The sequence below is a fragment of the Altererythrobacter sp. C41 genome (genome assembly GCF_016803135.1).
Taxonomy (GTDB): Bacteria; Pseudomonadota; Alphaproteobacteria; order Sphingomonadales; family Sphingomonadaceae; genus Pelagerythrobacter.
Genome location: NZ_JAEVFE010000003.1, coordinates 29,686 through 45,265 on the forward strand (window position 1 = coordinate 29,686; position 15,580 = coordinate 45,265).

Genomic DNA, 15,580 nt, shown 5'->3' on the forward strand with positions numbered 1-15,580 from the left:
ATGCATCAGAAGGTGGCAGGGAAAAGCGGCTCCATCACGTTCGCGGTGCTGACCGCAACATTGGGCGGGCTGCTGTTCGGGTATGACACGGCGGTCATTTCCGGCGCGATCGAGGCGATCGACGTCAACTTCATCGACCCGCGTGGCCTCTCGCCCAACGCCGGCGACAGTCTCGCCGGCTTCACCGTCGCGAGCGCGCTGATCGGTACGATTATCGGCGCCGCCTTGGCAGGAATGCTGGCGACGCGGTTCGGCCGCCGCCGGTCGCTGATCCTCGCGGCGGTGCTGTTCTTCCTCTCGGCGGTGGGATCGGCATGGCCGGAGATCGGTTTCGGCGCGCCGGGATCGATGGGGGCGGACGCGCTCACCCTGTTCAACGTCTATCGCATTCTGGGCGGGATCGGGGTCGGGCTCGCCTCGATGATTTCGCCCATGTATATCGCCGAGATCGCGCCGCCCGAACGGCGTGGACAACTCGTCACCTGGCAGCAGCTCGCCATCATCGGCGGCATGCTGGTCGTCTATTTCGTCAACTGGGGCATTGCCCGGCAAGGCGACGAGCAATGGGTGCTGACGACCGGCTGGCGGTTGATGTTCGCCTCCGAATGCATTCCGGCCGTGCTGTTCTTCGGCATGCTCTTCCTCATTCCGGAAAGCCCGCGCTGGCTGGTGCAGAAGGGGGACGAGGAAGGCGCGGTGAGAGTGCTTCACTCACTGGGGCTCCGCCGCCCGGGTCTTCTCGATGAGATCCGCCAGTCGCTGGTGGTGCCGCGCCGGCCGCTGTTCTCCTACGGCGCGGCGCTGATCGCGGTCGGCCTGCTGCTGTCGATCTTCCAGCAGTTCGTCGGGATCAACGTGGTGCTCTACTACGCGCCCTTCATCTTCAAGAGCATGGGCGCGTCGACCGATACCGCCCTGCTCCAGACGGTCGCAGTTGGCGCGGTCAATCTCGGCTTTACCGTGATCGCCATGCTCACCGTCGACCGCTGGGGCCGCAAGCCGCTGATGATCACCGGGGCGATAGTCATGGCGCTTTCGATGGCGACGCTCGGCACGCTGTTCTACGTCGACAGCCTCGGGCTGGGCGCGCTTCTCGCCATGCTCGTCTACATCGCCGGCTTCGCGCTGAGCTGGGGACCGGTGGTCTGGGTGCTGCTGGCGGAGATCTTCCCGAACCCGGTGAAGGACCAGGCGATGGGGCTTGCCGTTACCGCGCAGTGGATTTCCAACTTCCTCGTCTCATGGTCGTTCAAGATTCTCGACGGTGACCCGACGCTGGTGGCGATGTTCAACCACGGTTTCGCCTACTGGCTCTATGGCGCCATGTCGGTGCTCGCGGCGCTCTTCGTGTGGAAGATGCTGCCCGAGACGAAAGGCCGGACACTCGAGGAGATGGGCCTGCTGTGGAAGGCGGAGCGCGCCTGATGTATCTCGGGATCGATATCGGCACTTCCGCCGTGAAGGCCGTCCTGATCGATGGGGAAGGGCGGCTGCGCGGCGAAGGATCGGCGCCGTTGTCGGTATCCCGCCCCGGACCGCTGATGTCCGAGCAGGACCCCGACGACTGGTGGCGAGCGACCGAAACCGCCGTCCTGTCGCTGCCGGAAGCGGATCGCCGGGCGGTCCGCGCGATCGGCCTCGCGGGCCAGATGCACGGCGCGACCTTGCTCGACGATGCCGACCGGCCGCTCCGCCCTGCCATCCTCTGGAACGACGGCCGCTCGGGCGCGGAATGCCGCTTGCTGGAGGAGGTGGAGCCCCGGACGCGCCGCATCACGGGCAACGCCGCGATGGCAGGCTTCACGGCGCCGAAGCTCCTCTGGGTGCGGGAGCACGAGTCCGACCTGTTCGCGCGAACCCGCACCGTGCTGCTGCCCAAGGACTACGTCCGCCTGCAAATGACGTGCGAGAAGGCAACCGATGTGTCGGATGCCAGCGGAACGCTGTGGCTCGATGTCGAGGTGCGGGCATGGTCGCAGTCCATGTTGGCCGCCACCGATCTCGGCGTGGACGCGATGCCCCGCCTGCACGAAGGGCCGGAGGCGACCGGAACGCTCCGGCCAGCCCTCGCCGCTCGCTGGGGAATGGGCGAAGTGCCCGTCGCGGCGGGCGGGGGCGACAATGCCGCGGCGGCGGTCGGGCTCGGCGTCGTCGATCCAGGCGACTGCTTCCTCTCGCTCGGCACCTCGGGTGTGTGCTTCGTCGCGACCGATCGGTTCCGCGCCGCGCCAGACAATGGCCTGCACGCCTTCTGCCATGCCCTGCCTGGGCGCTGGCACCAGATGTCGGTCATGCTGAGCGCTGCCGCATGTCTGGATTGGGCGGCTGCGCTGCTCGGTCTGGACGACGCGCCGGCATTGCTTGCGGCTGCGGAACAGGCGCGCCTGGACCGCTCGCGGCCGATCTTTCTCCCCTACCTCAGCGGCGAGCGGACGCCGCACGCGGATCCCCAGGCACAAGGCGTCTTCTTCGGCATGACCGCAACCACCGGCGCGCCGGAGCTTGCCCTTTCCGTGCTGGAAGGCGTGGCCATGGGGCTGCGCGACGGGCTGGACACGATCGTCGCGGCCGGTTCGTCGCCGGAGACGATCACAATGGCGGGCGGCGGCTCGCGCTCCTCGTTCTGGGGCGCGATCATCGCGGCCGCGCTCGACCGGCCGCTCGTGTTCAGGGAAGCGGGCGCGGTCGGGCCGGCGTTCGGCGCCGCGCGCCTCGCCCGGCTCTGCGTGGAAGGGCATGCGGACGCCGCGATCCAGCCGCCCGCCGTCACCGGCGTCGAAGAGCCCGACCCCGGCCGCGCCGCCCACTTCGCCGAACGCCAGCAGCGCTTCCGCGCTCTCTACTCCGCCCTCCAACCCCACTTTCGAGGCGAACAATGACCGACAGGATTTTTGCCGACATCGCGCCGATCGCCTACGAAGGCGCAGACAGCGACAACATGCTCGCTTTCCGCCACTACGACCCCGACAGGCTGGTGCTGGGCAAAACGATGGCCGAGCACCTTCGGCTGGCGGTCTGCTATTGGCACAGCTTCGCCTGGCCGGGTGCCGACATCTTCGGGGCCGGCACGTTCGACCGGCCGTGGATGCCGGGCGAGATCTGCACGCCCGAGCGCGCCGCGCTGAAGCTTGAGAACGCGTTCGATTTCTTCGAGCGGCTGGGCGCGCCGTTCTTCTGCTTCCACGATGTCGACGCCATGGCGACCGCCGCGACGCCGGAAGAGCATCACCGCAACCTTGCCGACATCGTCGATCAGATGGCGCGCCGGATGGAAACGGGCGGGGTGAAGCTGTTGTGGGGCACGGCCAACCTCTTCTCGCATCCGCGCTATGCCGCGGGCGGGGCGACCAGTCCCGATCCCGAAATCTTCGCCTGGGCCGCCTTTCAGGTGCGTGAGATGCTGGAGGCGACACACCGGCTCGGCGGCGCGAACTACGTGCTGTGGGGCGGCCGTGAGGGCTACGACACGATCCTCAACACCGATCTGCGGCAAGAGATGGATCAACTCGGCCGGTTCCTGAACCTCGTGGTCGAGCACAAGCACAAGATCGGCTTCTCGGGCACGATCCTGATCGAGCCCAAGCCGCATGAACCGACCAAGCATCAATACGATCGCGACACGGCGACCGTGTACGGCTTCCTCGAACGCTACGGGCTGGTCGACGAGGTCCGGGTCAATATCGAGGCCAACCACGCGACGCTCGCCGGCAACAGCTTCGAGCACGAGATCGCCACCGCGATGGCGCTCGGCATTTTCGGATCGATCGACATCAATCGCGGCGATCCGCAGAACGGCTGGGATACCGACCAGTTTCCCAACGACGTGCCGGGGCTCACACTGGCCCTGCTCGAGATCCTGAAAGGCGGCGGCTTCACCACCGGCGGCTTCAACTTCGACGCGAAAGTGCGCCGGCAGTCGATCGACCCGGTGGACCTGTTCCACGGCCATATCGGCGGCATCGACGTTCTCGCGCGGGCACTGCTCAACGCGGCGGCGATCATCGAGGACGGGCAGCTCGGGCAGTTCGTCGAGGACCGCTATGCCGGCTGGGGGGACGAGTTCGGGCGCAAGGCGCTGAACGAACTCAGCCTCGCGGACCTCGCCGACCATGCGCTGCAGTCGAACGGCGACAGACGGCCTCCCTCCGGCCGGCAGGAATACCTCGAAAACCTGGTGAACAGGTTCGCGTGATGGAGGGGATCGACCGCCGCCGTTTCCTCGGCAACTCGGCCCTGGCCGCCGCCGCCCTTTCGCTGCCGGCCGCGGCCTATGCCGCGCCGGAGCGGAGCAGCGTCGTCTCCACGACCAAGGGCCGCGTGCGCGGCACGGTCGAGGATGGCCTCCACGTGTTCCGCGGCCTTCGCTACGGACAGAACACGCGGCCGCATCGCTTTCAGGCGCCGCGCGCGCCGGAGCCGTGGAGCGGCATCGCCGATGCGACGGCCTTCGCGCCGTCCTGCCCGCAGCGGAGCGACCGCTACGCCTCGACCAGTGAGGATTGCCTGTTCCTCAACGTCTGGACGCCGGGGCCCGACCCGCGCGCGAAGCGGCCGGTGATGGTCTACATCCACGGCGGGGCCTATTCGTCGGGCAGCGTGGTCGATCCGCTGAACTACGGCCATCATCTTGCGTCGCGCGGGGACGTGGTCGTCGTCACGCTGAACCACCGCCTCAACGCCTTCGGCTATCTCTACCTCTCGCGCCTGGACTCGCGCTTCCCGGACAGCGGCAATGCCGGCCAGCTCGACCAGATTCTCGCACTACAGTGGATACGCGCGAATATCGCGAACTTCGGCGGCGATCCCGGCCGGGTCATGGTGTTCGGCCAGTCGGGCGGCGGCGCGAAGATCGCGACGATGATGGGCATGCCTGCGGCCAAGGGCCTGTTCCACAGCGCCGCGACGATGAGCGGACAGCAAGTCACCGCCTCCGGCCCGCTCAACGCCACAGCCCGCACCCACGCCTTCCTCGCCGACCTCGGCGTTCCGGAGAGCGATCTTGGCCGTCTGCTCACTATGCCGACCGAGGCGTTGGTGGAGGGGCTCGATGCCACCGATCCCGTGCTCGGCGGCCGGGTCTATTTCGGCCCGGTGCTCGATATGAAATGGCTCACCCGGCACCCGTTCTGGCCGGACGCCAATCCGCAGTCGAACCATATCCCGATGATCCTCGGCAACACGCTCGACGAGACACGCGCCTTCGTCGATCCGGACGGGCCGAAGATCACCGGCCTCGACTGGTCGAACATCGCCGAGCGCATGGCGCCCGAGCTGCGGATCGACATTCATCCCGAATGGGTCGTGGCACAGTTCCGCGAGCGCTATCCGGCCTACACGCCGGAGCAGGTCTTCTACGCCGCCACGACCGCTGGGCGGAGCTGGCGCGGGCAGGTGATCGAGGCGGACGAGCGCGCGCGGGCCGGCACCCCGACCTGGGTCTATCGGGTCGATTATCAGTCGCCGGTCGAGCCGCGTCGCGGCGCACCGCACACGATCGATATTCCGCTCGTCTTCGGCACGCTCGACGCGGAAGGATCGATCACCGGTACCGGGCTGAAGGCGCGAGAGTTGAGCAGGAGGATGATGGATTCCTTCATCGCGCTCGCGCGCGTTGGTGATCCAAACCATGGCGGCATACCGGAATGGCCGGTCCATACTTTGCCGGACCGACAGACGATGCTGTTCGGCACAGAGGTCCGCCTGACCAACGACCCACGCCAGTGGGAGCGCGAACTGTTCGGCCGGGTCCCCTATATCCAGCCGGGGAGCTAGTCGGCCGTTCGCGCGGGCAGAGGGTAGGAGATGATGAGTTCCAGCGGCTCGGGTCCGACTTGCCTGATGCCGACTTCCGCATCGGCATAGAGATAGGCCGCCGTGCCGGGTCCCAACCGTTGCTTCCGCCCGTCACTCTCGAGTTCGCCTTCGCCCGATAGGACATAATAGACTTCGTCATGGTTGATCGGATGGATGCCGATCGCGGCACCCGGATGGAGCACACGCTTGCGGAACTCCATCGTCCGCTGCGGTGCGGCGTCGCTGATCCTGTAGGCGGTGCTCATGCCGATAGCGCCGTGCGGCGGCGGCTCCTGCCGGACGACCTGCTTCTCGTCGATCACGATGCCCTTTGCGGCTGGCTGTGGCAGGCCGGCTGCCCAGCGCAGACCGGCGGCGAGATGTGCGAGGAACAGCGGCTCGGAATAGCTTTCAGGTGTGTGCCCCATCGCCGTGTAGAAGACGCGTCCGCCCTCGAAACGGTGCGTCCAGGCGACGGGTTTCGGATTGACCGCCGCTTCGCGGATGGAAGCGGGATCGAACGTGGCGAGAAGGGTGACCGTCGGGTCGAAGTCTTCGAACAGGTAATACTCGTCCGTGCGCCGGAAGCTTTCGGGCAGCACACGGGCGGCGGGGTGATCGGCGTCGGCGCGTTGGAGGTCGGCCGTCGGCGTTCCTTCCGGGTGACGGGCGAACTGCGCGCCGATCATCCGCCGGTACCAGGGCCAGTGCGCGTGCGAATCGGCTGCCGCGTGGATGCCGACCACGCCGCCGCCGCCGCGTACGAACGCCTGCAATCCCGCCCGGCGCGGGCCGACGAGCCATTCGGAGGCGGGGTTCTTCCGATCCGTCGTGGTGTTGAGCAGGATGATTGCGGCGAAGCCGTCCAGTCCGCCGCTCTCGAAAACCGCTGGGTCGTCCGAGGCGACCAGCGTGAACCCCTCCCGCTCGGCGAGAGTGCGGATCGCGGCAATGCCGGGTTCGATCGAGGCATGGCGGTAACCGGTGGTGTGGCTGAACAGCAGGACCTTCGGCGCGGCCCAGGCCGCCGCGGGACTGAACGCAAGGGTGAGGATCAGCGCGAGCGCGCCGATGATTCGCATCGCTACTGCGGCCATCATTGTGCCTCCTGCTGCCGCATCAGCCGGTCGCGCGTGCTGGTCGGCTGCTGGACGAAATCGTCCGTCTGGCCGGGGTAGCGCCCGGATTTCGGCTCCATCGTATCGAGGTTCCACTCCTCCGCGACGAAGGGCGCCCGGGTGGGTTCGACCACCGGATAGCCGCTGACTTCCTCCTCGCTGTCGATGATCTCTCCGCGGCCCTCGGCGACATCGAACACGACGCGGATGTCATGCGCGTCGCGGTCCCACGGGCGGGCGCCGGCATATCGCAGGACATGCGTCTCCACCTGATTCGCCGGGAGCACGTCGAGGTTCTCAGGCCAGACGGGCGGCTCGTCGGTTTCGAGGATCTTCGCAGGGCTGGTGGTGTAACGGCCGAACATCGGCAGCGGCTCGCCCAGTCGGCCGACCGCGATGTTGTCGCGACCGTAGTAGCGCAGGTCTCCGACGCCGCCAATCGACAGGAAGGCGATGTCGTCGCGGGTGGAGAAGCCCCCGCGCAGGACATTGCCGACCGCCGAGAGTTCGCCGGCCTGGTGCGGATGGTCGCCCCATTCCAGATCCATCAGGTTGTAATGGATCGCCTGTGCGCCCGGATTGAAGATGAAGTTGTTCACCACCGCGGCCTGGGCACCGCCCTTCAGCATCGGGTTGCGCTCGTAATTGTGGGCATAGAGGTTGCGGTAGATGAGGATGCCGGTCGCGTTGTCGTGGATAAGCGAGCCCTTGCTATGCTCTCCCTTCGGATGGCTGGCGTGGGCGAGGCCTTCGGCGAGGATGTTGTAGGAGAACGTGATGTTCCGCGAAGTTCCCGCGCGCCATTCCTCCACCGTCTCGCCGGTGAAGCGCGGGCCGGAGGCGGACAGGTTCTCGTCTACGGCCCAGGTGATCGAGCAATGGTCGACGATCACGTTGCGGGCGGCGACGGTGGAGATGCCGTCGGCTTCCCAGTCGCTCCGTCTGGGCTTTCCGGATACACCCGAGCGGATGCGGATGTGGCGAACGATGACGTCGTGCGTACGGATGTCGAATCCGCCGCGGATGACGGTGATGCCGGGTGACGGTGCCGTCTGCCCGGCGATGGTGAGGTAGGGCTCGTCGATATTCACCGTGGTGAGGCCGAGATCGATCACACCGCCGACCTCGAACACCACGATTCGCGGGCCGGGCGCCTCGAGCGCCGCCTTGAGCGAGCCGGGCCCGTCGGCATCCAGATTGGTGACCCGTATGATCGCACCGCCGCGTCCGCCTTCGGTCACCGCGGCCCACCCTGCAGCATCCGGAAAGGCTTCCGCGCGTAGCGGCGAGGCCACGATCAGCAGCAGAAGGGGTAGCAGAACACGTATCATCATCTCTCTCCCATCACCGGTCTTGACAGCGTCTCGCGCCGGGCGCAGTCTTATGACACCGGTTACTTACATCTTACAACCGGGATGATGACTGAGCGGGACAAGCGCAGCATCGGCGGGAGAGAGTGAAGGGGCGCCGTCATTGCCTCAACTCCAGAGTTCGTTCTCCCCGGCCATGTCGTCGTCTGGCTTAGACACCGGTGTCATACGGTTTTATTCGCTTCCATGGGCGAAAAGGACAAGGGAGAGAGGAATGCGCAAGGATCGGAACATCGAGCCGCGGAAGCTTACGCTGCCGCGGCTCATGGGAGCTACTTCATTTTTCGTGCTGGCGGCCACCGTACTGCCGACCGTGGTAAGCGCGCAGGTGACCGACACGTCCCCCAGCCCCACCAGCGGTGCCGCCGATGAAGCGGTCGCCGAAGAGGCGATCGGGGAAGAGGGCAACGTAATCGTCGTCAGCGGCTTCCGTGCCTCGCTCGACGCGGCGCTCGACATGAAGCGCGAATCTGTGTCCGCGATCGACGTCATCGTCGCCGAGGACATCGCCAAGTTCCCCGACCAGAACCTCGCCGAATCGCTCCAGCGCATTCCCGGCGTCGCCATCGAGCGCGACGCGGGCGAAGGGCGTGCGATCACCGTGCGTGGTCTCGGCGCGCAGTTCACCCGCGTACGGGTCAACGGCATGGAGACGATCGCAACCTCGACCGACGGCGCGTCCGCCAATCGCGACCGTGCGTTCGATTTCAACGTCTTCGCGTCCGAGCTGTTCAATTCGATCGTTGTGCACAAGACCGCGTCGGCCTCGCTCGACGAAGGCTCGCTGGGTGCCGTCGTGGATCTCAACACTGGCAATCCGATCAGCTACGGCGCCGGTCTGACGCTGACCGCGTCGGCGCAGGCCCGCTACAACGATCTCAACGACAATGTCGGCCCGCGCCTTGCCGGGCTGATCGGCTGGACCAACGATGCCGAGACGTTCGGCGTGTCCGCCTCGGTGGCCTATTCGAAGTACAAGACGGCCGAACTCGGCAACAACTCGGTGCGCTGGGCCCAGGACCCGTTCCGTTCGGTCAACGGCGTGGCGTGCGATCTCGACAATCCGACCGGCGAGTGCGCGGAGGTCGCCAATGCCTTCCATCCGCGCATCCCGCGCTATGGCCTCGTGGGCCACGACCGCGAGCGCCTGGGTGCGACCGCTTCGATCCAGTTCAAGCCAACGGATCGCACCAATATCTCGATCGACGGTCTCTATTCGAACTTCAAGGAGGATCGCGACGAGTTCTGGGGCGAGGTGCTGCTGCGCAGCGAAGAAGACACCATCGACATCTCGAATTACGTGCTTGATGGCGACAACAACATCATCTCGGCCGAGCTGGACAACGCCTACGTCCGCACCGAGCGTTACCACCGCGAGAGCGAGACCGAGTTCTATCAGATCTCGGCCAACATCGATCACGAGTTCAGCGACGTATTCAGGGGAACGCTGCGGGGCGGCCTCTCGCGGTCGGACGCGGATATCCCGATCGAAACCTCGCTCATGTTCGACGACCGGGCGGATGGTTACACCTACGACTACACCGACATGAAGTCACCGCTCCTGGTCTTCGGTCCGGGGATCGACGACCCCGCAGCGTTCGAATTCGCCGAGTTCCGCGACCGGCCGTCGTTCCTCACCAACAAGTTCCGCACGGTCGCGCTCGATCTGGAATGGGACGTGGCCGACGGCTTCCAACTGGCGAGCGGCGCCTTCTATCGCCGGTTCGATTTCGACACGATCGGATATCGGCGCGATGGCGTCTATTGCCAGGAGTTCGACTGCGCACCGGGAGCCACTGGTGCGCCGGTGACCGACGATCTCGCGGAAATCTTCGATCTCGGCGATGCAGGCCAGCCGGCGGGGAACACCAATAGCTGGGTAGTTCCCAACCTCGACGCCGCGACCGACTTCATCGACCTGTACGGCCGCGAACGCGTGCTGCAGCAGGGCGAGCAACGCGATGTCACGGAAGAAGTCAAAGGCGGTTGGCTGCAGGCGAACTACGAAACGTCGCTGTTCGGTATGCGTGTGACGGGTAACGCCGGCATCCGCTATGCCAAGACCGACCAGACATCCGGGGGCTTCCTCAGCGGCACCTACCTGACCGTCGAGCGCAGTTACGACGACTGGCTGCCGGCGATGAACGTCAATATCTTCCCCGCCGACAACCTGATCCTGCGCGGTGCCATCGCCAAGGTGATGACACGGCCGGGCCTGGGCTCGCTCACGCCGGGCGGCTCGGTCGACCAGTTCAATTTCCGCATTTCTTCGGGCAATCCCTACATCGACCCATACCGTGCCACGAACTACGACGTAGCGCTCGAATGGTACTTCGCCCCCGGCGCGCTGGCGTCCATCGCGCTGTTCGCGAAAGACATCGTGAGCTTCCCGCTGGGCACTTCGACCGAAGGCACTTGGGCCGACAGCGGCCTTCCGACATCTCTGCTGACGCCCGGAACGCCGGTTTACGACGCGATCGTCAACGGCACGGACCCGGATCGCGAATTCGAGTTCAGGACGACCGGAAACGGGCCGGGGGCAAGCCTGAAGGGCGTCGAGTTCGGCCTCAACCTGCCCTTCTCGGTATTTTCGGACTTGAGCATGCTGCGCCACTTCGGTGTGCTCGGCAACGTCACCCTGATCGACAGCGAGGTCGATTATACGGTCAGCGGCGACGTTTACACTCGCCCCCTTCTCGGGCTGTCGAAGAAGTCGGCGAACGGCACGGTCTATTACGACGACGGCAAGCTATCGATCCGCGTGTCGGCCGCCTATCGCGGCGGCTATCTCACGGGCACTAGTGGCAACAGCAACATCTTCGAAGGGTTCGGCAGCTCGCTCAACCTCGATGCCGCGATTCGGTATCAGCTTACCGACCAGATCGAAGTGTCGCTCGACGGCACCAATCTGACCGACGACTATCGCTATCGCTGGACCGACGATTTCGCGCGCCGGAATTACGAGAACAATCACTTCGGCCGCGTGATCATGGCAGGCGTGCGCTTCAAGCTGTGATGCGCTTCGCCGGATAGCTCCCGCTGGGCCGGTTCGCGCGATGAGTGCGGCCGGCCATTTCTTTCTTGCAAGGAGGCTTCTCCAGCATGTTCGATCGAAGGACCGGCCTGAAGGCGGTCACAGCCGTCGGTATCCTCCAGCTCCTCCCGGCGCGCGCGCTGGCGCAGGGCTCGCGTGCGACGTCCTCGCTCGATCCTTACGCCCACATGGTGTGGGGCAAGGGCTTCGAAGGGCAGCGCAAGGCCGACCTCGGCGACGGACGGTTCCTCAATCCGGTATTCGCCGGCGACCATCCGGATCCGACCATCCTGCGGGATGGCGAGGACTACTACCTCACCTTCTCCAGCTTCGATGCTTATCCCGGCCTGGTCATCTGGCACAGCCGCGATCTGGTGAACTGGCAGCCGGTGACGGCCGCGCTTACCAAGCCGATCGGCTCCGTCTGGGCGCCAGAGCTGGTCAAGCACGACGGCCGCTACTTCCTCTACATTCCGGCGCGTTTTCCCGACTACAAATCGATCTACGTCATCCATGCGGACCGGATCGAGGGGCCGTGGTCCGATCCAATCGACCTCAAGCTCCCCGACCATATCGACCCGGGCCATGCCGTGGGCGAGGACGGGAGCCGCTGGCTGTTCCTCTCGGGCGGCGACCGCGTGCCGTTATCCGCCGATGGTCTGTCCATCATCGGCGAGGTCGAGCATGTCTACGATCCCTGGCACTACCCCGAGCACTGGGTGGTCGAGACTTTCGCGCCGGAGGGTCCCAAGATCACCCGGCGCGGCGATTACTTCTACATGACCACTGCCGTCGGCGGCACCGCGGGTCCGCCGACCGGCCACATGGTCATCATGGCCCGCGCGCCGTCGATTCACGGCCCCTGGGAGCATGCTCCGAACAACCCCCAGATCCGCACCGAGAGCGCGCGCGAGAAATGGTGGTCGCGCGGCCATGCGACGCTGTTCGAAGGGCCGGGCGGCCAGTGGTGGATGATCTACCATGGTTACGAGAACGGCTACTGGACGCTCGGCCGGCAGGCCTTGCTGGAGCCGGTCGAATGGACCGAGGACGGCTGGATAAAGCCGTTGGGCGGCGATCTGTCCGAACCCCTCGACAAGCCTCTCGACCTCCCCGACCAGCAGCACGGAATGCCGCTCAGCGACGATTTCACAGCCGACAAGTTCGGCGTCCAGTGGAGCTTCTACGATCCCGAGCCGAACGAAGTGCAGCGCCTGCGCCGGGCGAACGGCGTGCTCCATATGCGCGGCAAGGGGCGCACGCCGACCGACTGCTCGCCCCTGTCGTTCGTCAACGGCGACCAGCGCTATCGCATCGAAGCGGATGTGGAGGTCGATCCGGGCGCCGAGGCGGGGCTGCTCCTATTCTACAACCGGCGGCTTTATGCCGGGCTCGGTTTCGGGGAGAAGGGGCTGATGATGCACCGCTACGGCCTGCAACGCGCGCGGGGCGCGATACCGGGGCAGCGCGCCAAAGGCGGCAGACCGGTGAACAGGATGCGCATTCGCCTGACCAACGACCGCAACATTCTCACTATCCACACCAGCCAGGATGGCGGAGGGAGTTGGCAGAAGTTCGACGTGCAGATGGAGGTGTCGGGCTATCATCACAACGTCGCCTACGACTTCCTCAGCCTCCGCCCCGCGCTCTACGTTGCCGGAAAGGGCGAGGGGCGCTTTTCCAACTTCACGTATGAGGCCCTGACATGAAGTTCGACCGCCGAACCGCGCTGATGGGCGGCGTGGCGCTGGGGCTCGCCTCGCGTGCGATGGGCCAGACGGCCGCGCCCGCGACCTCCGCGTCTCCCCATCTGACGTTTGCCGATCCGACGGAGACGATCGATCTATGGCCCGGTGGCGCTCCCGGCGCACCGGAGACGCTGCCGGTCGAGACGGTCAAGGAGCGGAGCACGAACCCCGCCTTCAACGACCGCTACGTCTTCGGCATTGCCCGCCCGCGCCTCGCGGTATTCCGGCCGGAGCGCCCGAACGGCGCGGCGGTGATGATCACCCCCGGCGGTGGCTACAGTTGGGTGGTGATCGACAAGGAGGGCTACGAGATGGCCCGCTGGCTGAACGAACGAGGCATCACGGCTTTCGTCCTCTTTTACAGGCTGCCGCACGAAGGCTGGGCCGCCGGGCCGAACGTCGCACTGTCGGACGCGCAGCGCGCCATGCGCCTTATCCGACATCGCGCTGAAGCATACGATGTCGATCCGAAGCGCGTGGCGGCGATTGGCTTCTCGGCCGGCGGGCACTTGTGCGCGGACTTGATGACTCGCTTCGACGCCAGGGTCTACGACCCCATCGACGCTGCCGACCGCCTCTCGGCCCGCCCGGATGCCGCCGCGCCGATCTATCCGGTCATCTCCATGACCGCGCCCACGGCCCACGCCGGTTCGCGCAAAAACCTGATCGGCGAGGGCGCTTCCCCGGCGCTCGAACGGGCGCATACGCCGAGCTTCAACGTGCCGGCCGATGCGCCGCCTGCCTTCCTCCTCCATGCGGAGAACGACGAATCGGTGGTCGTCGAGAACACGCTGATGCTCCGCGCCGCGCTTCGCGAGCGGGGTATCGCGACGGAGACGCACCTCTACGCCGACGGCGGCCATGGCTTTGGCCTCCGCCTCGCACGAGGCAAGACGGTCGAGGGCTGGGAACATCTTTTCCATCATTGGGGCACGGGGCAGGGGTTGTGGGCATGATCTATCGTCTGATCTGCGCGGCTGCGCTGATCCTGATCGCCGCGCCGCAGGCGCAGGCGCAAAGCCGCGAGGAGATCGAGCAGACCATGAAGCGCGCGACGCGGTTCATGGTCGAGGAAGTCTCGACCAACGGCGGCTACGTCTGGTCCTATCTGCCGGATAGGTCCCGCCGTTGGGGCGAGCTCGAGGCGAAGCCGAGCATGGTCTGGGTGCAGCCGCCTGGCACCGCGACCATGGGGCACCTGTTTCTCGACGCCTATCATGCAACCGGTGACGAATACTATTACCAGGCGGCCGAGAAGGCTGCCGCGGCGTTGATCTGGGGTCAGCATCGGAGCGGCGGCTGGAACTACTTCATCGATTTCGCCGGCCCTCCTTCGACCCGCCACTGGTACGAGACGGTCGGCCGGAATGCCTGGCGGATGGAGGAATTCCAGCACTACGCCGACAACGCGACGTTCGACGATGCCGGCACCTCCGAGGCGATGCAGTTCCTCCTTCGCCTTTATCTCGAGAAGTTGGACCCAAAGTACCGCCCGGCGCTCGACAAGGCGATCGGGTTCGTTTTGGAGAGCCAATACCCTATCGGCGGCTGGCCCCAACGCTGGCCATACGACTCCGAGTATCCCGAGTACGCCCGCTTCATCACGTTCAACGACGACGTGGCGGCGGAGAACATCAAGTTCCTTCTCATGGTTCACCAGACGCTCGGCGACCCGCGCGTGCGAGAGCCAATTATCCGGGCGATGAGCACCTTCGTGGTGACGCAGCTCGGGGCGCCGCAGCCGGGCTGGGCTCTCCAATATACGCTCGATCTGAAGCCGGCGGCTGCACGGACCTACGAACCCAACGCGCTCCACACAGGCACGACTGCGGCGAACGTGCGGCAGCTCATGAACTTCTATCGCATGACCGGCGAGACCAAGTTCCTCGCGCGCATTCCCGAAGCGCTGGACTGGCTGGACTCGGTGCGCTTGCCGGAAGGGCAGGGAAGTGGCGACCGCCATTTTCCGACGTTCATCGAACTCGGCACCAACCGGCCGATCTATGTCCACCGCCGTGGCTCGAACGTCGTGAATGGCGAATACTACTGGGATTACAGCCCCGAAGCGCCGCTCGGCCACTATTCAGCCTACCGTGCTATCGATGTCGCGGCGCTGCGGCGGGAGCACGAGGCGTTGAAGACGGTGCCGCCAGAAGAGGTTGTCGCCAGTTCCCCGCTCCACGCGACAGGGACGACGCCGCTTCCGCGCTATTTCGTGGTCGACCTCGAGACCGGTTCCGATCTCAACGCGCAGAACGCGGCCGAGCCCGAGGATATCGTCCGCACGCTGAACCAGGATGGCTGGTGGCCGACGCCGCTCCGGGCAACGAGCAACCCCTACCGGGGTGACGGCCCCGCTGAATCTGCGCCCGGCGACTTCCGGTCGACCCATGTGGGCGATGCGACCGACACTTCGCCCTACACGACCGACACGCCAGTCATCGGCATCTCGACCGCGACGTATATCGCCAACATGAGCCGTCTTATCCAGGCGCTGGTTTCCGACTGGTGATGCTA

The 15,580-nt window shown here is 65.9% G+C and carries 10 protein-coding genes; 8 read left to right on the top strand and 2 right to left on the bottom strand.

The window, feature by feature from the left end; all coding sequences use genetic code 11:
• The 4 genes from xylE to JNO53_RS07120 are packed head-to-tail and all read left to right on the top strand — an operon-like array spanning position 1 to position 5,772.
• On the top strand, positions 1 to 1,425 hold the full coding sequence (gene xylE, locus JNO53_RS07105) for a D-xylose transporter XylE (RefSeq protein ID WP_203109130.1): 1,425 nt from the start codon (positions 1 to 3) through the stop codon (positions 1,423 to 1,425).
• The gene (gene xylB, locus JNO53_RS07110; protein ID WP_203109132.1) at positions 1,425 to 2,879 is read left to right on the top strand and encodes a xylulokinase; all 1,455 of its coding nucleotides are present in this window, start codon (positions 1,425 to 1,427) and stop codon (positions 2,877 to 2,879) included. The genes xylE and xylB overlap by 1 nt, the downstream gene beginning before the upstream one ends.
• Positions 2,876 to 4,192: a xylose isomerase gene (xylA, locus tag JNO53_RS07115; RefSeq protein WP_203109134.1), complete on the top strand. Its 1,317-nt coding sequence runs from the start codon at positions 2,876 to 2,878 to the stop codon at positions 4,190 to 4,192. The genes xylB and xylA overlap by 4 nt, the downstream gene beginning before the upstream one ends.
• Entirely contained in the window at positions 4,192 to 5,772 is a 1,581-nt protein-coding gene (locus tag JNO53_RS07120; RefSeq protein WP_203109136.1) for a carboxylesterase/lipase family protein, read from the top strand. Before xylA ends, JNO53_RS07120 begins: the two co-directional genes overlap by 1 nt.
• Here JNO53_RS07120 and JNO53_RS15350 read toward each other — a convergent pair.
• Together JNO53_RS15350 and JNO53_RS07130 are read right to left on the bottom strand one after the other, a co-directional pair.
• Positions 5,769 to 6,893, bottom strand: coding sequence for a ThuA domain-containing protein (locus JNO53_RS15350; RefSeq protein ID WP_443111166.1), 1,125 nt, complete (start codon positions 6,891 to 6,893; stop codon positions 5,769 to 5,771). The genes JNO53_RS07120 and JNO53_RS15350 overlap by 4 nt on opposite strands.
• Positions 6,890 to 8,242 (bottom strand): pectate lyase family protein, encoded by a 1,353-nt coding sequence (locus tag JNO53_RS07130; protein WP_238401733.1) that lies wholly within the window; start codon positions 8,240 to 8,242, stop codon positions 6,890 to 6,892. Before JNO53_RS07130 ends, JNO53_RS15350 begins: the two co-directional genes overlap by 4 nt.
• A 253-nt stretch (positions 8,243 to 8,495) precedes the next feature.
• On the opposite strand from JNO53_RS07130, the gene JNO53_RS07135 reads away from it, so the two are divergent.
• The 4 genes from JNO53_RS07135 to JNO53_RS07150 all read left to right on the top strand — a co-directional run bounded on the left by JNO53_RS07135 (position 8,496) and on the right by JNO53_RS07150 (position 15,575).
• Positions 8,496 to 11,297 (top strand): TonB-dependent receptor, encoded by a 2,802-nt coding sequence (locus tag JNO53_RS07135; protein ID WP_238401734.1) that lies wholly within the window; start codon positions 8,496 to 8,498, stop codon positions 11,295 to 11,297.
• Between the two features lie 86 nt (positions 11,298 to 11,383).
• Complete coding sequence (locus JNO53_RS07140) at positions 11,384 to 13,024, top strand: family 43 glycosylhydrolase (protein ID WP_203109140.1); 1,641 nt, start codon at positions 11,384 to 11,386, stop codon at positions 13,022 to 13,024.
• Positions 13,021 to 14,019 (top strand): alpha/beta hydrolase, encoded by a 999-nt coding sequence (locus tag JNO53_RS07145; protein ID WP_203109142.1) that lies wholly within the window; start codon positions 13,021 to 13,023, stop codon positions 14,017 to 14,019. The genes JNO53_RS07140 and JNO53_RS07145 overlap by 4 nt, the downstream gene beginning before the upstream one ends.
• Positions 14,016 to 15,575: a pectate lyase gene (locus tag JNO53_RS07150; RefSeq protein ID WP_203109144.1), complete on the top strand. Its 1,560-nt coding sequence runs from the start codon at positions 14,016 to 14,018 to the stop codon at positions 15,573 to 15,575. Before JNO53_RS07145 ends, JNO53_RS07150 begins: the two co-directional genes overlap by 4 nt.
• The last annotated feature ends 5 nt before the right edge of the window (positions 15,576 to 15,580 follow it).